Annotated in this window: 22 protein-coding genes; 3 read left to right on the top strand and 19 right to left on the bottom strand. The window is 44.8% G+C overall.

Annotated elements, in window-relative coordinates; all coding sequences use genetic code 11:
* Nucleotides 1–459 precede the first annotated feature (459 nt).
* On the top strand, nucleotides 460–957 hold the full coding sequence (locus tag G4V62_RS07190; protein WP_165200678.1) for a hypothetical protein: 498 nt from the start codon (nucleotides 460–462) through the stop codon (nucleotides 955–957).
* Between the two features lie 6 nt (nucleotides 958–963).
* On the opposite strand, the gene G4V62_RS07185 is transcribed toward G4V62_RS07190, so the two are convergent.
* Both G4V62_RS07185 and G4V62_RS07180 read right to left on the bottom strand, forming a co-directional pair.
* Nucleotides 964–1,932: an N-acetylglucosamine kinase gene (locus G4V62_RS07185; protein ID WP_165200675.1), complete on the bottom strand. Its 969-nt coding sequence runs from the start codon at nucleotides 1,930–1,932 to the stop codon at nucleotides 964–966.
* On the bottom strand, nucleotides 1,929–2,882 hold the full coding sequence (locus tag G4V62_RS07180) for a GNAT family N-acetyltransferase (protein WP_165200672.1): 954 nt from the start codon (nucleotides 2,880–2,882) through the stop codon (nucleotides 1,929–1,931). The genes G4V62_RS07185 and G4V62_RS07180 overlap by 4 nt, the downstream gene beginning before the upstream one ends.
* A gap of 185 nt (nucleotides 2,883–3,067) precedes the next feature.
* Between G4V62_RS07180 and G4V62_RS07175 the strand changes: the two genes are divergently transcribed.
* Nucleotides 3,068–3,253, top strand: a complete 186-nt coding sequence (locus tag G4V62_RS07175; protein WP_165200669.1) for a Fur-regulated basic protein FbpA — start codon at nucleotides 3,068–3,070, stop codon at nucleotides 3,251–3,253.
* A 37-nt stretch (nucleotides 3,254–3,290) separates the two neighbouring features.
* Here G4V62_RS07175 and G4V62_RS07170 read toward each other — a convergent pair whose 3' ends face one another.
* The 7 genes from G4V62_RS07170 to G4V62_RS07140 all read right to left on the bottom strand — a co-directional run bounded on the left by G4V62_RS07170 (nucleotide 3,291) and on the right by G4V62_RS07140 (nucleotide 10,392).
* Complete coding sequence (locus G4V62_RS07170; protein WP_165200666.1) at nucleotides 3,291–3,878, bottom strand: pyroglutamyl-peptidase I; 588 nt, start codon at nucleotides 3,876–3,878, stop codon at nucleotides 3,291–3,293.
* A 31-nt stretch (nucleotides 3,879–3,909) separates the two neighbouring features.
* Nucleotides 3,910–5,523, bottom strand: coding sequence for a gamma-glutamyltransferase family protein (locus G4V62_RS07165; protein ID WP_165200663.1), 1,614 nt, complete (start codon nucleotides 5,521–5,523; stop codon nucleotides 3,910–3,912).
* A gap of 228 nt (nucleotides 5,524–5,751) precedes the next feature.
* Complete coding sequence (spoIIQ, locus tag G4V62_RS07160) at nucleotides 5,752–6,675, bottom strand: stage II sporulation protein SpoIIQ (protein WP_165200660.1); 924 nt, start codon at nucleotides 6,673–6,675, stop codon at nucleotides 5,752–5,754.
* A gap of 76 nt (nucleotides 6,676–6,751) precedes the next feature.
* A complete protein-coding gene (gene spoIID / locus G4V62_RS07155; protein WP_246218306.1) occupies nucleotides 6,752–7,828 on the bottom strand; it encodes a stage II sporulation protein D in 1,077 nt (358 codons plus the stop codon).
* A 117-nt stretch (nucleotides 7,829–7,945) separates the two neighbouring features.
* Complete coding sequence (murA, locus tag G4V62_RS07150) at nucleotides 7,946–9,280, bottom strand: UDP-N-acetylglucosamine 1-carboxyvinyltransferase (RefSeq protein WP_165200657.1); 1,335 nt, start codon at nucleotides 9,278–9,280, stop codon at nucleotides 7,946–7,948.
* A gap of 32 nt (nucleotides 9,281–9,312) precedes the next feature.
* Nucleotides 9,313–10,041: a YwmB family TATA-box binding protein gene (locus G4V62_RS07145; RefSeq protein ID WP_165200654.1), complete on the bottom strand. Its 729-nt coding sequence runs from the start codon at nucleotides 10,039–10,041 to the stop codon at nucleotides 9,313–9,315.
* 117 nt (nucleotides 10,042–10,158) lie between these two features.
* Complete coding sequence (locus tag G4V62_RS07140; protein WP_165200651.1) at nucleotides 10,159–10,392, bottom strand: DUF1146 family protein; 234 nt, start codon at nucleotides 10,390–10,392, stop codon at nucleotides 10,159–10,161.
* 242 nt (nucleotides 10,393–10,634) lie between these two features.
* Between G4V62_RS07140 and G4V62_RS07135 the strand changes: the two genes are divergently transcribed.
* Entirely contained in the window at nucleotides 10,635–11,153 is a 519-nt protein-coding gene (locus G4V62_RS07135) for a DUF1722 domain-containing protein (RefSeq protein WP_165200648.1), read from the top strand.
* An 88-nt stretch (nucleotides 11,154–11,241) separates the two neighbouring features.
* On the opposite strand, the gene G4V62_RS07130 is transcribed toward G4V62_RS07135, so the two are convergent.
* From G4V62_RS07130 to G4V62_RS07085, 10 genes are all read right to left on the bottom strand, one after another.
* On the bottom strand, nucleotides 11,242–11,643 hold the full coding sequence (locus G4V62_RS07130; protein ID WP_165200645.1) for a F0F1 ATP synthase subunit epsilon: 402 nt from the start codon (nucleotides 11,641–11,643) through the stop codon (nucleotides 11,242–11,244).
* Between the two features lie 196 nt (nucleotides 11,644–11,839).
* Nucleotides 11,840–13,243, bottom strand: coding sequence for a F0F1 ATP synthase subunit beta (gene atpD / locus G4V62_RS07125; RefSeq protein WP_165200642.1), 1,404 nt, complete (start codon nucleotides 13,241–13,243; stop codon nucleotides 11,840–11,842).
* A 59-nt stretch (nucleotides 13,244–13,302) separates the two neighbouring features.
* A complete protein-coding gene (gene atpG / locus G4V62_RS07120) occupies nucleotides 13,303–14,169 on the bottom strand; it encodes an ATP synthase F1 subunit gamma (RefSeq protein ID WP_165200639.1) in 867 nt (288 codons plus the stop codon).
* Nucleotides 14,170–14,278: 109 nt separating this feature from the next.
* On the bottom strand, nucleotides 14,279–15,787 hold the full coding sequence (atpA, locus tag G4V62_RS07115) for a F0F1 ATP synthase subunit alpha (RefSeq protein ID WP_165200636.1): 1,509 nt from the start codon (nucleotides 15,785–15,787) through the stop codon (nucleotides 14,279–14,281).
* A gap of 20 nt (nucleotides 15,788–15,807) precedes the next feature.
* Nucleotides 15,808–16,338: a F0F1 ATP synthase subunit delta gene (locus G4V62_RS07110; protein WP_165200633.1), complete on the bottom strand. Its 531-nt coding sequence runs from the start codon at nucleotides 16,336–16,338 to the stop codon at nucleotides 15,808–15,810.
* The gene (gene atpF, locus G4V62_RS07105; RefSeq protein ID WP_246218305.1) at nucleotides 16,335–16,856 is read right to left on the bottom strand and encodes a F0F1 ATP synthase subunit B; all 522 of its coding nucleotides are present in this window, start codon (nucleotides 16,854–16,856) and stop codon (nucleotides 16,335–16,337) included. Before atpF ends, G4V62_RS07110 begins: the two co-directional genes overlap by 4 nt.
* 219 nt (nucleotides 16,857–17,075) lie before the next feature.
* Nucleotides 17,076–17,288 (bottom strand): F0F1 ATP synthase subunit C, encoded by a 213-nt coding sequence (gene atpE / locus G4V62_RS07100; RefSeq protein ID WP_165200630.1) that lies wholly within the window; start codon nucleotides 17,286–17,288, stop codon nucleotides 17,076–17,078.
* A 59-nt stretch (nucleotides 17,289–17,347) separates the two neighbouring features.
* Nucleotides 17,348–18,094, bottom strand: a complete 747-nt coding sequence (gene atpB / locus G4V62_RS07095; protein ID WP_165200721.1) for a F0F1 ATP synthase subunit A — start codon at nucleotides 18,092–18,094, stop codon at nucleotides 17,348–17,350.
* A 6-nt stretch (nucleotides 18,095–18,100) separates the two neighbouring features.
* The gene (locus G4V62_RS07090) at nucleotides 18,101–18,487 is read right to left on the bottom strand and encodes an ATP synthase subunit I (protein WP_165200627.1); all 387 of its coding nucleotides are present in this window, start codon (nucleotides 18,485–18,487) and stop codon (nucleotides 18,101–18,103) included.
* Between the two features lie 322 nt (nucleotides 18,488–18,809).
* A complete protein-coding gene (locus G4V62_RS07085) occupies nucleotides 18,810–21,053 on the bottom strand; it encodes a S8 family serine peptidase (RefSeq protein WP_165200624.1) in 2,244 nt (747 codons plus the stop codon).
* Between the last annotated feature and the right edge of the window lie 88 nt (nucleotides 21,054–21,141).

Here is a 21,141-nt window from a genome sequence, read left to right as displayed (position 1 = left end):
ATCGGGGATGTCGACAATCACATTTGTCGCTCAACCGTTGCGAAAACACATGCAAATGAAGTGAGCGGAATCGGTTGATTGACTTAGCAAAAGCTATTATGCCTCAATCGAAGCCGGTTCATCTTCACGACCGACGTCGCAAGTATGCTAGACGAATTGCTCAAGGCCAGCATAGGAATTGGCTTGCTTAAGAGTGAAGAGGTAGTCTGCAAAGGGATGACTAAGAGAAACACGCTCTCTCATTTTTTAGCCTAGCTTCCAAATGCTTGTCAGCCTCGACACGGGATGAATGAAGAAATGAATTCAGAGGGGGGCGGAGCGGTGAATGAGGGAATTTGTTCACGGGGCAAAGCCAGCTCGGAAGCGGCTGGCTCAGGTTAAACATATGAGCTTGTGTTAAACTTCTCATGACTGAAGTCGCAAATATGCTCGACCAATTGCTAAAGGAGGCTTTACAAGGTGAAACGATTTTTTATTTTTCTTGTTTTGCTTGGGGTACCACTCTTTTACATATACACACAATCCTATGGCCTTCCAAAAGAAGAAGCTCCTATGCTTACGGCAGTGAACGAAGAGTTGGCAGCTTTAGGAGAACCTTCGTCTGAATCGTTCCTTGCTAAAACGGAGACCGAGAACACGTATGGCGTGCTATTTGAAACACAAAACGGTTTTGGGCACGCGCTTTTCCAACAAGGATGGAACAACCGTTACCGGCTGAGAGCCGTTCAAATTCATGCTGAAAAAGTATGGACAAGCACGATTACTCTCTCTGACAATGAACACTGGGCCATTGCCTCCGTTGCGAAGCCTCCGAAACAAAGCAAGCAAACTTATGTTGTCATCGATGATGATAAAAATGAGCTGATGAGGCTGGAGGTAGGTCAAGCACCAACCATTGCGCTAATGAAAGTTGCCGAGCCTTTTTCTGGAGAAATCCAGCTCAAAAATGAAACGTGAAAAAACTCAGTCGTTCAAATGAGTAAGCATCTTACCATCTGAATAAAAGAGGTTGTGAGCAGCAAAAACGGCACCAGCCACTGGCGGGTCCTCAGGCAGGATCCACGAGACCTCACCACCACATGTACGATGGAGCTCAGCACTCGCTGCTGGCACGAGCCATTCTGTGCGTTTTGCCACACTTCCGGCAAGGACGACAGGAACAGTTGACGCGCCCCCTGTCATGTTTAGATGTGTCATAACGGCGCCAACTGCACGCCCCATCGCTTGTCCTGCATGACTTAAAATACGATGCGCCACTGCATCGCCTTCTTCTGCTGCTTCAAAAACGAAGGGCGCCAAAGAAGCTAAACGTGTCTTCACATCGGCATGATCATACACCCATTCAATAAAACCGGGCCCAGGAGCTTCAACACCAACGACTTGGCATAGCTTTTCACGAAGTGCAGTAGCTGGGCCGACACCATCATGAGCGTCCAATACCGCTTTCATCGCAGCCTGTCCAAGAGAAAATCCGCTCCCAACATCACCTAAAAGGTAACCCCACCCACCAGCTCGTGCTTCACTACCCTGTTGAGAAATACCGTACGTTAGCGAACCTGTCCCTGCAATATGCACGATGCCAGGATGTCCATTTGTCCCTGAAAAGAGTGCATTCACTCCGTCATGACCTGCTCTTGTGACGCCTCGACTGCCAAGCATGGTGTCGATCGTCTGTGTCAGCCACTGTTGGATGTCAGGGCGACTGGCGCCAGCCACACCTGCAAAACATGCTGAAACATCAGAGGGTGGAATCCGCGTGGCAGCTAACAGTTGCTTGATAAGCAAAGCAAGCTCATTTTCAACATCCTTCCGCAAACGACTGCTCGGATTGGTAGGCCCTACCGTTCGCTCAGCAAGAAAACCACTATTCACATCAACTAAACGTCCTGTCGTTTTCGTACCTCCACCATCTATGCCTAACAAAATCGTCATGGCCTAACCCGCTTTCCATACAAGGCGTAATATTTATAAGGGGTAAATCCCCATTTCTCGTATAAGCCTTCATGTCCAGTCCAGTCAATCACTTGGTACTTCACTCCCGTTGCTTGCACGTGGTTAACAGCAGCTGAGATGATGTTTTTACCATAACCCTTGCCTCGCACATGTTTTGCTACTCCAAGTGGTCCAACACCTCCAAGCGAGCCAGCAAATAACGGTGCCCAATACACATTTTGTCCAATGATGGGTGTTTTTCCACCATTCATACGAGCGAAACCGACGATGTCACCTTGATCCAGAAGCACCATATAGTCTTCTCCCGTTCCTCCTGCAGCAAAGTATTTCCGCGCCTCATAAGCCCACCGCCCCGGGAATTCACGGTCTAAAAAGGCAATAAACCTATCCGCCTCGTCAGCTGTCAATGTCCGAGCCTCCACATGATCTGGAAATACTGCTTCTACGACTGGCCCTGGCTCTGTTCGTTTTAAATCGAAAACGCGCCCCTCATTCTCGTAACCAAGCCTTTCCAACCAAGCCGTCGCCATCTCATCTTCAGCAGGCCACCCAGGGAAAAAGTCTCCAGGGTCACGGCCGATATAAAGGTCTGTTGCACCAGCACGAACGAGCGCTGCTTCCGCATGCCTAAGCAATGCTGTTCCAATTCCTTTGTTGCGATGCTCTCGTTTGACCAATAAAGCTTGAATCCAGCCCATAGATTGATACGCTGGGATCGCATCGCCTTCCTGCCATCGTTTTGCCGTGACGATTCCGACCAATTCGTCATTCTTCCATGCCCCACGAGACCCCTCAGGAAGCCAATTTGGATCTTCAAATGTATTTTGTACAAACAATGCCGCGCGCATTGGAAACGTTTCATTTAGTGTTTCATTCCATAATTGAATAATGGCTTGGATATCTTCCGAAGTAATCGGCTTAAATTGCATTAATCTGCCCCCATTCAAGTGAGTTTGCTATAGTATAAACTAACAATTGCTTACTCCATCATATACGACGTGCTTCCAATTTAGAAATAGAGAAAAACTTTCAGCGAAAGCCTATTGATGAATGCGCTTCCATTATGTATAATTTAATAAAGAAAACGCTTACAATGCAGAGAGGAGCAATCACGATGAAGTTTCTCCGTAAACCATCCGCTAGCACATCGCACGATAAAGAGCATATGATTGACTTTCTTCTACACTCAGGAGTTTATAAAATGTCCGATGGACGCCAACTATATGAATCAAGCATGGATGAATTGATGGATGCTTACAAGCAGCATGCTGACCACTGTTGGGAGGAAATATACTTTTAACGCGCTATCGCTCAGTCGTCTCGCTTCAATGATGAATTCACTGCTCTAACATTGTGACTAGATGATGCACAAGGCGATGCATGCCTTGTTGCAGATCAGAAAGCGGCCAGCTGGACTCCGATGTCTCAGAACCATCCATCGCAGGAACATGAATAAATCCTGCCGGGATACTTGTATGGTGAAGTAGTGTGTACATGACTGCATTACACACATATGTGCCCGCTGTATTTGAAATCTTCGCCCATATCCCTTCACGTTCAAGCTGGCTAACTAATTCTTCAAGTGGAAGCCTGGAAAATAGACCGTCCGGCCCGTCTTGCTCCAACTTACCCGATTCTCTAAAGCCAAGAGCTGTTTTCCCTTCTCCCCAATTAATGGCTACTCGTTCAGGAGTGATTCGATCTCGCCCCGCAGCCATTCCTGTCGCAATCACAATATCAGGTTTACAGTCATGAACCGCTTTTAGAGCTACGGCTGGCCCTTTATCAAATTCGACTGGCAATACAATACTTTCTACAACGGCATCACCGAATTGCGTTTTGTCGAGTGCTTTGGCGATGTACTGTGTCGGATTGCTTTCAAAGGAGCCAAAAGGTTCAAAGCCTGTAAGCAAAATTTTCCTCATGTTTCTTTCTACCTCTTTTCATTTAATCCTCTTAATATACAGCGATATGCCCATCTGTCCTCATTTCAGTTCCCCCAGATAACACACCCGTTTCGCAATTTCTTAATATGATTTGACCACGCCCAAAGCTATACGATGTTGGGGCAATGTCGACCTGATGTCCTCGGCGTACCAAAGATTCAATGATCGCTGCATCCATTTGCTGTTCAACCAATACATTCTTTTCCTTTATCCATTGCCAGCGTGGTGCATCTAAAGCAGCTTGAGGATTAAGTTTGTAATCAAGTAAATTCAAAATAACCTGAAGGTGTCCCTGCGGCTGCATGTATCCCCCCATGACTCCAAAAGGGCCGATTGGCTGCTCATTTTTCGTAATAAATCCAGGAATGATCGTGTGGTATGTTCGCTTTTTCGGTGCTAGCACATTGGGATGACTTGGATCGGTCGAAAAATCGTGCCCCCGGTTTTGCAGCGAGATTCCCGTCCCCGGTACGACAATACCTGACCCAAAGCCCATGTAATTGCTCTGAATGAAAGAAACCATATTTCCTTCATGATCCGCAGTTGCTAAGTAAACCGTTCCGCTTGTCGACAGCTCACCAGCTTGAGGATCAGCTGCCTCCTCGCAAATGAGCGCTCGGCGTGATTGCGCATATGCTTTTGAAAGCAATTGCTCTGTCGTCACATGCATCATACGTGAATCTGTCACTTGCGCCTGCGTATCACGAAAAGCGTACTTCATCGCTTCAATTTGTACATGAAGATCTTTCTCAGAGCGTGTTTCACTAAATGTATCACCTTGTAACATTTGTAGTGCCATTAGTGTGGCAATCCCTTGTCCATTCGGTGGAAGCTCCCACACTTGATAGCCTCGATAATTGACCGAAATGGGATCTACCCATTCTACAGCCATCTCTTTAAGGTCAGATTTACGAATATACCCTCCAGCTTCCCTTGACGCCTGATCGATTTTGTCTGCAAGACTTCCTGAGTAAAGAGAATCTGCATATGAATCAGCAATCTCTTGCAATGAAGCGGCGTGGCGCGGTGAAGACCAAAGGGCTCCGATGGCTGGCGCACGTTTTTCAGGTGCAAACACAGCGCACCATTCAGCAAAGGCTTCTTTTGTAAGCACTTTTTCGAACGCAGTGACAGCACGCTCCCAGTGATAGCCTAATACCGGCGATATCGGGAAACCTTGCTTTGCATAGTGAATTGCAGGCTCTAACACTTTTGCAAATGGCAATTTTCCAAATCGCTTATGTAATGCTGCCCAGCCTGCTGGCGCGCCTGGGACAGTGATTGGTGTCCATCCATGAGCCGGAATCGTTTTACGGCCGTTTTCCTCAGGTAAAACATCAAGAGATAATAAGGAAGGGGATTGCCCACTTGCATTCATCCCATGTAACTGACCCTTTGCCCATACAATAGCAAATGCGTCGCCCCCGATTCCGTTTGACGTAGGCTCAACGACGGTCAATGTTGCGGCAGTAGCGATCGCAGCGTCAATTGCATTTCCTCCTGCCTGCATCACAGTAATTCCGGCCTGTGCGGCAAGCGGTTGTGATGTTGCGACCATTCCATTATGTGCATAGGTCACATGTCTCTTTGAAGCGTATGGATAATACAGTGGCATCGACAGCATTCTCCTTTTTTTATCTTTTCCTTAACATTTCGGCAAAAGAAGACTACATTCCTGTCGAAATACTCACTCATTTTCAATTTCTAAGCGATTTATACGTGGTCGTGCTAACTTCCTCTTTCTCGGTCGAGGAGGCTACGCTTAGTCAGGGCGGCTTGCATCTTTTTACGATGTTATCAAATAACAAGAGTGGTTCAAGCCCATGATGGCTAAACCACTCTTGTCGACATATTACTGATCTGGATCCTCTTCTTCTTCATCTCTTTCATCATCGGAAGACGAAGCATCGCTATTTTCATCTTGCTCTTCAAAGAGTTCTTCCTCATTTTCTTCCTGCTGATCCTCTTCGTTTGACGATTCTTCATCAGCAGGCTCACTAGCTGAATCTTCGTTTTCTTCACGATTGTCTGCATCTTCTTCAGAAGACTGTTCTTCTGGCACTGACTCATCTTCTTTGTTCATGCCACTTTCAACAAGTACAGCAAGCTCTTTATCAATCACGCTTAAAGGATTTATTGGCTCGCCATCTTTACGAACTTCAAAATGAAGGTGCACACCTGACTCCTGATTAAACTCATTTTGACCAGCTGAGCCGATGACATCACTTTGTTTTACCGTATCACCTTCTTGCACTTGAACTTCACTCAAGCTATGATAATACGTTTCTACACCTTCACCATGATCAACCTCGACAACATTTCCAAACAAATCATCTTTCTCTGCACGAGTAACTGTACCGCTTAAAGCCGCTAAGACTTCAAAGCTCTCTCCATTTTCTGTAGCCAGGTCAACACCTGTGTTTGGGTAATACGTGTTATTATGCATGACGAGAGCTTCTTCCTGTTCTTCTTGGGAGGCACTTGCTTCATAGAAATCCTTGGCAACAATAACGGCTACATCTTCACGAGCCGGCATGACAAAATGTTCAGTTGAATTTGTCACTTCTACGGCATCTTCATCGAACATCGGGTCATTCACTGAGAAGTCTTCATTTTGAGCATCCTGTGCTTCTTCCAATGCATTATCTTGCATCCAGAAGACAGATGTTAAAATGACGGCTGCACTTGCTAAATAAACGGCAGGGTAAAACCAACGTTTTTTTGTCAGCTGTTTCCATTTGGATTGACCTGACGTTTGTTTTTCTTCCTCTCTCATTCTTCATCACCTCAGCAATCATTCTGATCACTTCGGTGGAAAGTTATACCTTCGAATGTAAAATTTTCTTTTCTTCTTATGATCCGTTATCTGCTACAGCATTGGAACGTTGCAGTTGAAGGGCGTATGTTGTGATTGGTTCAATGACTGTATCTTGATAATAGTGCGCTAAAATGTCTTTATAGTTCTTTCCAGAAGCAGCCATACCGTTGGCACCATACTGGCTCATGCCAACACCGTGTCCGTAGCCTTTTGTTTCAATCTGAACGACGTCACCGTCTCTCTCCCACGAAAAGTCTGATGATCGTAATTGTAAGGCTTCGCGCACATCTCGCCCACTCATTTCTGTTCCGTTAATATTTACTTTTTCTACGCGTTTCCCATCCGTTCGACTAATAATTTCTCCGACCACGCCTTCAGAAGGAAGCTTTACATTTAAGCTTTCTTCAAATTGAGCAACCGAAATGGCGCGATTTTCAATAAAACGAGGAGCGTTTTTATCCCATGGACTTTCTACACTACGCAAGTACGGAAAAGCATTAGGCCAGTAATCCTCAGAGTTTTCTGTGTACCCATTACTTGTTGAGAAAAAAGACGCTGTGATAGGGGTTCCATTATGCGTAATAATTTGACCTGACGTTTCTCTGACCGCCTGGGCAATTTTTGCGTATTTGTCGCCGTATGTTTCGCCCCATTGATCCTTGAGCTGTTCGTTATCATAATATACTTGATGCATTACTGTATCTGTCACGTCTGCCCCTTTTGGTACCCCTAGAGATTCTTCACTTAAAAGCTGCTTCATCGTGTACGTTCGTGCTGCCATGGCCTGTGCTTTTAATGCCTCTAACTCAAAGGTAGCCGGCATTTCTGCGGCAACTACACCTATCAAATAGGATTCTAAGGGGAGCGTATCAATTTTATTCATGTCTGAACGATATACGGACACCTCAATATTCGGGATGTTTTCTTTCTCTGTTTTGCTTTCTGGCTGACTTGAAAGCTCTAACTGTGGCTGATCTATTTTGCTGCTATCCTGGGGACTCATCACAATGGCGCGTTCCTGAATCGACGGGAGCACCACAAGTGCAGGAATACCTATACAAAGCACCATGCTCCCAAATATTAACCATAGTATTTTTTGAAATGATTGCATGCGGCATCTCCTCTCACAGACAAGGTTCTCTTCTCCCCTAAGTCTATGAGGTCGGACAAGCCGTTAGAACATTTGCATCCATGAAAAAAACTCCCGGACAGAGCCGGAAGTTTTGCATCATGCAAATTTAGGATTCACATTGACTTTTTGCGTGATACTGGCGTTTACATCTTCGACGGTAGCAACTTCAATTGCCACGCGTTCAATATCTGCTCCTAGCGAAGACAATTTTTCAACGAAACGAACATATCCTCGATCGAGATGCTGTAGTTCAGTGACGCGTGTATAACCTTCAGCAACAAGTCCGGCAAGAATTAACGCTGCAGCTGCCCGTAAATCGGTAGCTGCCACTTCAGCTCCTTGAAGCGTATTTGGTCCTGTAACAATCGCTGAACGACCTTCAATTTTTATGGACGCATTCATTCGACGAAATTCTTGAACGTGCATAAATCGATTTTCAAATACCGTTTCAGTTAACATACTTGTGCCTTCCGCCTGCGACGTTAGCGCCATCATTTGTGCTTGCATATCAGTTGGAAATCCTGGGTGAGGCATCGTTTTTAAATCAGCTGCTTTTAATTTCTCAGGCGCAATGACCTGAATTCCGTCTGGGACCTCGATACATTGAACGCCCATCTCTTCCAATTTAGCAATCAGAGATGACAGATGCTCAGGAACTGCTCCTTTGACAACGACATTTCCTCTCGTAATTGCGGCAGCAATCATTAATGTCCCTGCTTCGATTCGGTCTGGAATCACTGCATGCTCAACACCGACAAGTTCTTCGACACCTTCAATTTTGATCGTACCTGTACCGGCTCCCTTGACTTTAGCGCCCATTTTGTTAAGGTAATTTGCCAGGTCAACAATTTCTGGCTCCTTTGCCACGTTATCAATGGTCGTCGTGCCTTTAGCCAGTGTTGCAGCCATCATAATGTTTTCCGTAGCCCCTACACTAGGAAAATCAAGGTAAATCTTAGCTCCCTGTAGCCTTTCATCGACAAAAGCTTCAATGTAGCCATTTCCTACTTGAACTTTAGCACCCATCGCTTCAAAACCTTTTAGGTGTTGATCAATGGGTCGTGAGCCAATAGCGCATCCTCCTGGTAAGGCAATCTTAGCGTGCCGTTGCCTCGCAAGCAATGGTCCCATCACTAATACTGACGCGCGCATTTTTCGCACATATTCAAAAGGTGCTTCTGTCTTCAACTCTTTGGATGCATCGACAATGACTTGGTTTTGACGCTCATCGAACGTCACCTCCGCATTCATATAACGCAGTACTTCGTTAATCGTATAGACATCCGCAAGAGTGGGTACATCCGTAATGATGCTTTTTTGCCTTTTTGGTAGAATGGAAGCAGCGATAACAGGGAGTACTGCATTTTTAGAGCCTTCTGTATGCACAGTTCCTGTCAGCTTTTTTCCACCACGGACGATGATTTTTTCCAAGCTATTCCCCTCCGCGTCCATTTTCACTTTTATTAATATTCAACAGTAATGATAGGTGTTCCTATTGTGACATCAATAACGCCTGACGATCGATTTTTTCGTAACGCCGTTTGCAGATTCATCTTCCCCGATGGCACAACGATATGTTGTTCCCATAAGTCATTGTATGCAGATACACTGATAAACGATTGTTCCTCAATCATTTCTACAGGCGTCGCATCAAAGGCGCGAAGAAGGGATGCTGCATGATTAGACAAAACTCCACTTATCATAGCACTGCTTTGCCCTTGTAGACAAGCATAGATTGTCGTATTTTTTGAAAACCATTTTTCACGCACTGAGGCAAACTGCTTAACAATCGCTTGAACGCGATCTTTTTCGGCATTGCTGCTCTTCAATTCATAAGAAAGCATATACGTATGACGATGTTTTTTTACATGCATTTGTTCTTGCCATAAGTCTTGTTCAGCACTCTTGCGTTGCCACGTGGTGGAAGATTCGGGGCTTTTCACCCAACCAGCTGATATGAGCGACCTTTTTATCGCTGCAAGCCTCTCTTCATCAGCCATGATTGTCTTCCGAGAATATAAAGACCACCCGGTTGTTTTGACGTCTTCGTCAACCATAACGTCAAATGCTGTATTTAAAAACGCTTTGGTGTCTTCGAGTGATTGATCTGTTCGTTCTTTTCCCAATGCAGTATAAGACAAAACACAAAATGCCAGAATAAGTGCGATCCACCAGACTTTACTTCGATACATGTCATTTCCCCTCCCTCAGTTTCATTGTTGCCTGATTGAAGGAAGAGATACGTGGAAGAAGTCGTCAGTGTCCGACATCATTCACATCATTATGTACTCATTGTCATAAACCGGCGTTTACAGAAGACTTGTCCATTGTGTAGCCCACATATAATAATCCATTAAAAATCTGGCTACACTCGCCCCTATTGTAATGGTTACAAGGACATACAATACGCGTATTTGATTCGTCTTTCCTTTCTTAAATAAAGCATCCAATTTCAGACTTTGCAGGGCCCACCACGTTACAACGATGCATAGCAAATGCACTATAATACTGACCAATGCAACTGGACCGGCGTATGTAAACATAGCCTTCCCTCTTTTTCATTCATATTTCGACAATATGACAGTAATATTACTTCTATTTTACTCATTTCCCGGGAAACATGCAAAACCCGAGTTAAATTTTTTTTGACATTTTTTCGGGGAATGTTCATGTGTCATCCTCTGCATACGTTGACGCCACACGCTCCAAGGTATATTATAATAGGAGGGGTTTGAATTCGACAAGAACATTCATTTCTTGATTCGGAAAGGTGGATCTTGGGTTCATGACAGAGAAAGATATTCGAAAAGCCACAGAGAAATTATGGGCGCAAAACAAGTACAATAGTATGGCTAAAGGTTATTCCTCTTATGAAGCTGTCAAGCGAGCATTTTCAGAGGCCTCGGACATTTCAGATTATCATCGTATCTTTTTGCGAATTCAAAATTTGCATTATGCACCTTATTCTGTCAAAGCATTGGTCAATACATTTGAACATATTTGGGGCTATTTTAAAAATGAAGCTTCTTCCGAAGAGAAAGAGCGCTTTTTTGAGTTGCTTTCAGCCTGCCAGAAATTCCAAGAAGAAGATCAACAAAAATACCTTCCTGATGAAGCAAGACGTGTCATTGCCTATATCCACCGTCTTCTCCATCGTCATCCTGTTGATTATTTGAACAATAGTACATTACTTTTTAATACAAAAGCTTGGAATGATATTCAGCTGAATAGTAAGCACTACGCAGTAAGTGAATACGTTTATGTAGATAGAATCCGTGTAATGGAAGGGTCTCCAGCGGTTTAAGCAGGGCGGGGATCACACAAATTTTACCCTTACACAAAAAACAAGCAGACGGCATTGACTCGATGCCCTGCTTGTTTTTTAATGCAGATTAACCGTTTTTTACGCTCAAACGGTTAATTGCTCGTTTCAATGCTAATTCAGCTCGAACACGGTCAACCTTATCCTCAGTGACTTTTTGCAGTAGTTGTTCCGCGCGCTCTTTTGCTTGTTTCGCCCTATTTTCATCAATATCCTCAGGTTTTTCGGCTGCCTGAGCAAGAATCGTTATCTTATCGGGCCTTACTTCTAAAAACCCACCGCTAACAGAAATATACTGTGTCTCATTCCCTTGCTTTAACCGAACGGCACCAATGGCCAACGGCGCGACCATCGGAATGTGACCTGGCAACACACCAAGCTCTCCATTGTCTGCTTTAGCGACAACCATCTCAGCGCTGCCTTCATATACGGCGCCATCGGGTGTCACAACATCGACGTTGATCGTACTCATTTCCACCCCTCCTGTCTAAGCGCTTCGATTCTTCAATTACGAAACGATCTGTCAGATTTTGTTGAAAAGAAAAGCCTTCGACGCAATGGAAAGACAAGACCCTCTACCCTAAAAAGGTTGAGGCTGTCCTGTCTCTTCACGTCTAAACATACGTCATACAGCAACAAATAAACGTAAGTGATTTGTGCTTAATGATTTATGCGTTTTGTTGCATTTGCTCAGCTTTCTCAACAACTTCTTCAATCCGACCGACTAGGCGGAAGGCGTCTTCAGGAAGATCATCGTATTTCCCTTCCAATATCTCTTTAAAGCCCTGTACTGTTTCAGAGACAGGTACGTATGATCCTGGCTGACCTGTAAACTGTTCAGCGACGTGGAAGTTCTGGGACAAGAAGAACTGAATTCGACGCGCACGAGATACGGTCATTTTATCTTCATCTGATAATTCATCCATACCAAGGATAGCGATAATGTCTTGTAGCTCTTTGTAGCGCTGAAGCGTCTGCTGTACTTGTGTAGCTACTTGATAATGCTCTTCTCCAACGATTTCAGGTGCTAAAGCACGGGAAGTTGAAGACAACGGGTCTACCGCTGGGTAAATCCCTTGAGCTGTCAAGCGACGCTCTAAGTTCGTCGTTGCATCCAAGTGCGCAAATGTCGTCGCTGGAGCAGGGTCTGTGTAGTCATCGGCAGGTACATATACCGCTTGAATCGACGTAACAGATCCTTTGTTTGTAGAAGTGATACGCTCCTGCAACTGACCCATTTCTGTAGCCAAGGTTGGCTGATAACCTACCGCTGATGGCATCCGTCCGAGCAAGGCTGATACTTCAGAACCTGCCTGAGTAAAGCGGTAAATGTTGTCAATGAACAACAGTACGTCCTGACCTTCTTCATCACGGAAATACTCGGCCATCGTCAATCCTGATAAAGCGACACGGAGACGGGCACCAGGTGGTTCGTTCATCTGACCGAAGACCATCGCGGTTTTACTTAATACGCCTGCGTCCTTCATTTCCATGTAAAGGTCATTTCCTTCACGGGTACGCTCACCAACACCGGCAAACACGGAAATACCGCCGTGTCCTTGGGCAACGTTATTGATCAATTCCTGAATCAATACCGTTTTTCCTACACCGGCACCACCAAACAAGCCGATCTTACCACCTTTTACGTATGGAGCTAGCAAGTCTACAACTTTGATACCTGTTTCCAAAATCTCTGTTTTCGTTGTCAAATCATCAAACGTTGGTGCTTGACGGTGAATTGGATCACGTCGTACATCTGCGGCTACCGCCTCGTCTAGATCGATGTGATTTCCAAGAACGTCAAACACTCGGCCTAGTGTGACTTCACCAACTGGTACAGAAATTGCTGCGCCCGTATCAATGACTTCAGCACCTCGCACAATACCGTCGGTTGATGCCATGGCAACGGAGCGAACCAAGCCGTCGCCTAGATGAAGCGCTACTTCAAGTGTCAGTGTACCTTTATCTTCTTGCGAAACTGTCAGGGCGTTGTGAATATCCGGAAGATGTCCATTCTCAAAGCGGACGTCAACAACAGGACCCATTACTTGAATGATTGCTCCTTTGTTCATCATGTACCCTCCTCGTCAATTGCAGTTTTTAGCTTTAATTACTTTAGAAAAACGTGCCTTTATTCTAGTGCGGCTGCGCCGCCAACGATTTCCGTGATTTCTTGTGTAATGGCTGCTTGACGTGCTCGGTTATAATCTAATGTCAAGCCGTCAATAATCTCGTCTGCGTTGTCTGTTGCACTTTGCATCGCGGTCATACTAGAAGCGTGCTCACTTGCTTTTCCGTCAAGTAAAGCGCCAAACATTAGACTTTCCGCATACTGCGGCAACAACACTTCGAGAATTTCCGCTTCTGACGGCTCATACTCATATGAACTTGCAGCCTGTTGTGAAGAATCATTCATTAAATCGGTCAATGGCAATACTTTTGTCTCTGTCAGCTTTTGCGTGATTGTGTTGACAAAGTGCTGATAATACATGTATAAAGCGTCAATTTTGCCATCTGTGAAGTAGTCAACGATCGTTTGAGAAATCTGTTTAATATCCGCAAACGTCGGGTGGTCAGGCATATGTAAAGCCTGCTCTTGAACTGGAATATTTCTTGATCTAAAGAAATCTACGCCAACACGACCAATGACGAACAAGGCGTACTCATCAGAAGATGAATGACGTTCTTGGATCGTCCGGTAAACATGTCTTAATACAGTAGAGTTGTAAGCTCCTACAAGCCCCCTGTCAGACGTAATCAAGAGATAACCTGTACGTTTCACTTCGCGATGCTCAAGCATCGGATGGCTCACATCATTGTTTCCACCTGCAATGGACGCGACGACTTCCTGAATTTTATTCATATACGGGTGGAACGCCTTTGCATTTCGTTCAGCCCGATTTAGCTTTGAGGCAGAAACCATGTGCATTGCGTTCGTAATCTGTTTAATTTTTTTCGTGGAATCAATGCGTGTTTTAATATCTTTCAAGTTGGCCAAGCGTGTTCACCACCTTGTTTGTCAGAATTAGACCGGCCTCAAAAAACACCAGCCAGTCAGGTCGATGTTTCCATGTCTGGCTGGCGCCTTAGAATACAGCGACCCTTACTTAGGCACTTGGTGAAAAGGTCTTTTTAAATTCAGTTATTGCTGCTTTATATGCATCCGCATCAGGAAGCTGTTTCGTTTCACGAATTCCGCTTAAAAGCTCGGTTTGATTATGGTCGAGCCACGTAAGGAACTCGTCTTCAAATCTCGTAATATCTTCAACAGGAATGTCATCTAAATATCCTTGTGTCAAGGCAAAGAGAATCGCTACCTGTTTTTCAACCGCTAACGGCTTATGAAGATCCTGTTTCAAGACCTCTACAGTACGGGCACCACGATTTAGTTTCGCTTGGGTAGCTGGATCTAGATCAGAACCGAACTGGGCAAAGGCTTCAAGCTCACGGAAAGAAGCAAGGTCAAGGCGTAATGTACCTGCAACTTTTTTCATCGCTTTAATCTGAGCGTCTCCACCTACACGAGAAACAGAGATTCCTGGGTTAATCGCTGGACGGATTCCTGAGAAAAAGTAGTCACTCTGAAGGAAGATCTGTCCATCCGTAATCGAAATCACGTTTGTTGGAATATAGGCTGACACATCGCCTGCCTGTGTCTCGATGAAAGGCAATGCGGTCAAAGATCCGCCCCCATTTGCGTCACTTAACTTTGCTGCACGCTCTAGTAGGCGTGAGTGCAAGTAGAAAACATCTCCTGGGAAAGCTTCACGACCTGGAGGACGACGAAGGAGCAAGGAAAGCTCACGGTATGCCGCCGCCTGTTTAGAAAGGTCATCATACACGACGAGGACGTGTTTTCCGTTATACATAAACTCCTCGCCCATTGTTACCCCAGTATACGGAGCAAGGTAAAGCATTGGTGCTGGCAAAGAAGCCCCGGCGTTTACGACAATTGTATAGTCGAGTGCACCATAGCTACGTAGTGTTTCTACAACACCACTAACCGTTGAGTCTTTTTGGCCAATCGCTACATAGATACAGATCATATCTTGATCTTTTTGGTTCAAAATCGTGTCAATGGCAAGCGCTGTTTTACCAGTTTGACGGTCTCCGATAATAAGCTCACGCTGTCCACGACCAATCGGAATCATCGAGTCAATCGCTTTAATTCCTGTCTGCAATGGCTCATGAACGGATTTACGATCCATAACACCTGGTGCAGCACCTTCAATTGGACGTGTTTTTGTTGTGGCTATAGGACCTTTTCCATCAACAGGCTGTCCAAGCGAGTTCACGACTCGACCTAGCAGTTCTTCACCAACAGGCACTTCCATGATGCGCCCTGTTCGACGTACCTCGTCACCTTCACGGATACCTGTGTATGGACCAAGAATAATAATACCTACGTTATTTTCCTCAAGGTTTTGCGTCATCCCCATGACGCCATTGGAGAATTCAACGAGCTCTCCGGCCATGACGTTATCTAACCCATGAGCACGTGCAATCCCATCTCCAACGTTAATAACTGTACCGACGTCTTGTACTTCGATATCGGCTTGAAATCCTTCGATTTGCTTTTTAATTAACGAACTGATTTCTTCAGCTTTAATGCTCATTTACATCACCCCTGTCGTTCTCATTTTGAAACGAGCTGGCGCTCAATTTTTTCTAATTGACGACTCACACTACCGTCGTAAATACGATTTCCAATGCGAACACGAATCCCAGCAATTAAAGATGGATCCGTTTCATTTTTGACACGAAGCGAAGCTTTGCCGGCTTTTTGCGAAAACACTTCTGCAACCTGCTGTAGCTCTGCCTCTGTTAATGGGCGAACACTGTATACAACAGCCTCACCTGTATTGAGAAATGCATCGGCCTCCTGATTAAAAGCCTCAGACAAATGAGGAATATCCAAAGTACGCTGACGCTCAATCATTAGATGAAGCGTATTTTTCACTTCAGGAGCCACATTCGTAAACCCAGTATCAATTAAACGTTTCTTCTCATCTTTTGATACGTTGGGATGAAGAAAGAACGACTGAATGTCATCTGCAGAGAACACGTCTTCAACAGCTTTTACATCCTCACGAATGGCTTCGATGGACTGTTTTTCTTTAGCAATCTCAAAAAGGGCTGAGGCGTAACGTGCAGCCACTGTACTCATCGCTGATCCCCTGCCTCTTTGAGATACTCTTCAATAAACTTCTGTTGATCGGCTTCGCTAAGCTCCTTTTCGATCACTTTCGAAGCAACCATGACAGAAAGGGAAGCGACTTGCTCACGCAAAGACACCAACGCCTGCTCACGCTCGTTTTGGATTTCACGAACAGCATCATTACGTAGGCGATTGGCTTCTTCTTGAGCCGCTTTGATGATATCGTTTTGACGATCTTCACCCATTTTTTTCGCATTTTCAATAATCTGTTGTGCTTCATGACGCGATTCTTCAAGAGCCTGTTGCTGCTTGCTCAAAAATTGCTCTGCGTCCTTCCGACTTTTTTCTGCAGAATCGATTTGACCAGCGATATGATCTTCACGATCACGCATCACTTGAATTAATTTTCCGAATGCCAGTTTTTTAAGGAGAAGCATCAACCCTAGAAAAATGAGCAGTTGAGCGAGAATATCTCCAATTTGGATTCCGCCCGCAGCCATCAGCATGCCTGAATCAAGATATTGCATCATCTTCACTCCTTTCGACAGTTCAGCCTTTCAATAGCCTTAAAAAGGTCTGTTTAAGATCTATCGTAGTAAAAAAGGTCTTTATGGAAAGAAAACTTGGCTTTCGCCAAGTTTGACGAGATGAAATGGATTCATCTGAATATTTAAGCGCAAAAAAGCAGGAAAGACGAAGATCTATTGCGGAGCCCGCAGCGAACTTCGCCTCACGCAGCTTTTATGTTAAGATCCCAATGCAATAAATGCGATAACAACCGCGATAATAGGAATCGCCTCGACGAGGGCTACCCCGATAAACATTGTTGTTTGTAATGCACCTCTTAATTCTGGCTGACGAGCAATTCCTTCGACTGTACGACTAACGATCATACCGTTACCAAAACCGGCACCTAATGCGGCAAGACCAACGGCAATAGCAGCTGCTAGAGCTCCCATGTGTTCATTCCTCCCTTAATAGTATGAAAATAGAATTTGGTATTTCTAGGTTATATAAGTTAATGGTCATGACTCACTTTATGAGCCATGTACACCATTGACAACATGACGAAAATAAAGGCTTGAATTACACCAATAAAGATACTAAACGACAGCCACAGCCACATTGGTATGATTGCGGCAAGGGTTCCAAAAACCCCAGAAAAGATGCCTGTACCATACCCATCCGTTGCCAAGCCGACGAGCATTGACAGAAGAATTTCTCCAGCATAAATGTTTCCATACAAACGCAAACCAAGCGTCAGCGTATTTGAGAACTCCTCGATCAGTTTCAGAGGGAACAGCCACCATTTTGGCGTGACATACCCTTTAAGATAGCCTGACGTGCCATTTAGCTTCACTCCGTAGTAGTGAGACATGGCAACGACCATTACTGCTAGAGTCATCGTGATCACCGGGTCTGCAGTAGGTGATTTCCACCACAATTCGTGACCAATTACGACGGCAAAGGGCAATCCCATAATGTTACTCACAAATATGTACAAAAGCAAAGTTGTTGCGAAGATTAAAAAGCGCCCGCCCGTCTTCCAGTCCATGTTGCTATTGATAATACCTCTTACGAAATCCAGAACCCACTCCATCACATTCTGCATCCCGGAAGGTTTTTGCTCCAGCTTTCGAGTGGCAGCTACGGCAATGATAAGAACAATAAGTGCCGCAATCGCCGACATAAGGACGTTTGAAGGGTTAAACGTTATCAGACCATTTCCAAACGGATCCCACGCTTCCGGTGCTACATGATTCACAGCCAATCACCTCTCTTCCTGTATTCTCCTGAACATGCTTTGAAATAATGCATCTATCATAATGACCAAATAAGGTGTCATTAATCCAATGATGACCGCATATAACTGTATATGCGCTTCAAATTCAAGGGAAATCAATGTGGCAAAAATAGCTGTCGCAAACCGTGAAGCCGTACCAAGAGAGCGCACAGATTGTCCACGGACAACAGACTCGCCGAATTTATTGATTTTAAATGCGAGCAACCAATGATTAAACATCCCTAAAATTGTACCAAACATTAGCCCTAAAAAGAAACGGGTTAAATCTGTAAATCCCCATCCAATGACAAAAAAAGCCAACAAAAAAAATAACCATTGCATATGTCGCCTGTAGATACGACGAAGATCTGACATAATTCTAATCCCCTATTTTCTATAGCTTGTCAGAAAACACCTCTGACGTTGGAAACCTCTGACGACTTCAGGCGGCAATTGTTGATCTTCTTTTAACAGGAGAAATTTGAAAAATTCGTTTGTTCATGTGGCAAGGTTGAGGGCAAAAAAAGAGAGTGTTTTGTTTATATAAATATTGTATAAAACCATAAAGAAGTCGATAAAAAAATGGCAGGCAACACCCAGTGTAACCCTACTGAAAACCTTGTCATTCACGTCCTTTGTTAGCATACAATAGGGTTACAAAAGTGTCAATGGCTGCCTTGTCAAAAAAACGTCGAAATTATGAACAGTGTGTCGCGTTACTGTGCTGAAGCTCATGTAAGTCAATCATGGCTTCGAAGGTATCTTGCTTCCCTTTTAAACGTGCATAAACGAGTACCTTTAGTTGCTCTCTTCCTTTTAGCCTCTCCTTTGGAACACTTGCTCTAAATAAACCACGGGGGACATGCTTTTGCGTATCAAGCTTTCCAACAAAAGTAAAGGTAATAGGATCGTAAAGGACAACCCCTACTTCATCTGCTCCTTCAGGCAAATATACTTCATAATCTAAAGTACCATTGTCATCTCCTGGCATTAATTCAAACCCCATGATTCGAGGAAAATCAACTTCCTTCCATACGAACAAATACGGTACGTCCACTTCTGTTTGGGACGATCGGATACGAATCACGCCTTCGTGCAATCCTCGAGCCGTCTTGTCAACATGCATTCGAATCGGGACGACCGCTTTTTTTCCCGGTTCTATCTTAATGAGAGCCGGAGCAGACCACTTGATACCATTTTCTTTTGGGAGGTTAATTTGATAGGTCTGGGCTTCTGTTGCCATGTTTTCAATCGTTACATCAATGACCTGCTCTTTAGACGTTGAGAACTGCCCTAATGAAATCGAAGCAGGGTAAACGAGTGATGAAAGTGACACCGCTTGATTTACTTGAATGCGACCAGCCCCTTGAATATGAGGTGAATATGGTTGTTCGTATTGGTCAACGAGTGTTTTGGCACTGTTCATCAGCGCTGCTTTTACTTGTTCCGGACGCCACTCTGGGTGCTGTTCGAGTAGAAGTGCTGCAGCACCAGCCACATGAGGTGCAGCCATGCTTGTGCCTTGCATAGCTCGGTAGCCGCCAGGAATGGTCGAATGAATATCAACACCTGGAGCAACGAGATCAGGTTTCACTGCCCACGTATGGGTGACCGGACCTCTGGAACTAAACGGTGCCATCTTATCTTTTGCTTCGACATACTCAGTGCGTAACATATTCTGTCCTCTTTCGATGCGGTCTAAAAGACGCTGACCGTCCTCTCTCGAGAGGGATACGACCGGGATGCTGATGCCTTCTTTTTCATCAATCCCACCTTGAAATGTTCCTTTGCCGTTATTAAAGACAATCAGAGCCGCAGCTCCTTTTTTTTCTGCAATGGCCGCTTTTTCAGTAAATGGAATCCTTCCTCGCTTCACAAGGACAACACTGCCTTTTACAGATGTGTCATAGTCCTCATCCCGACCGTACTTTGCAAAGATCACGTCTTTTTCCGTATGAAACTGCCACGGATTTGAGCCGTCCATCCGCAGAATTGCCAATGGATCTCCATTGGACGATGGCATTAATAATGTTGGCACTTGCAATGGAGGAAAGGACGCACCTACTGAAATGGCACCGTCAGATGTTCCTGGTGAACCAACAGACCAGAGACCTGGACCTGTGTTTCCGCTAGACGTTACAGCGACTACCCCTTTTCGCACCGCTTCGTCTAACGCTTCACTCGTCGGCCAGTCTGGCCCGTTGACAGTATTTCCAAGAGATAGATTGATTACATCCATACCATCCTCAACTGCTTTTTCAATCGCAGCAATCACTTGGTCGGTTGTCCCCATCCCTTCCGGTCCAAGCGCACGATACGCGTAAAGCTCAGCATCGGGCGCAACACCTTGAAGGTGTCCATTGGCAGCAATAATTCCTGCTACGTGCGTTCCATGCATTGTTGTCGGGATGCTACCTTCAATCGTCTCCATTGGATCACGATCGTGATCAATGAAATCGTAACCACCTTTATAATTTTGTTTAAGATCAGGGTGTTTATAATCGATCCCTGTATCGATAATACCCACTTTTACACCTTTGCCAGTGAACTTAGTATTTCGTTCCACAGAACGAGCGTTGTCTCCTAAAATCAACGGGACACTTTTGCTCAAGGCGGTTTGATACGTCTGTACTGGCGTTGTCTTTAATACATTTTTATTCGTAGCGGCTTTTTGCAATGAAGCTTGGCTGCCTCGCAAAGCCACGCCGTTCCAAACCGTATCGTATGTGAACGTCACTTCAATATCTGAATACGCTTGATCGACATGCTCAACAAAATCGTCGACCGAGCCAGAAATTTTGAATAGCTGCTCCACGCGCTCTCCTGCTTCTGTTTTTGCTGTCTCTTCAGCGAGTGCCGCTGGGATAAAGCTCTGCAAGACGAGCACAATTGTAATAAGAAGCATCATCCATTGCGTCAAAACATGTCTTCGTGTAGTCATTTTAATCACCTAGTTCTAGGTTGCACCCAAATTGAAGATTTCACCCAATGAAATAGTTCCCACACAAAAAAAGCTGACCCTGCGTTGA

The organism is Litoribacterium kuwaitense (assembly GCF_011058155.1).
GTDB lineage: Bacteria > Bacillota > Bacilli > Bacillales > DSM-28697 > Litoribacterium > Litoribacterium kuwaitense.
The sequence above is the reverse complement of the archived record's forward strand: the minus strand, read 5'-3'. Positions and strand labels throughout refer to the sequence as shown.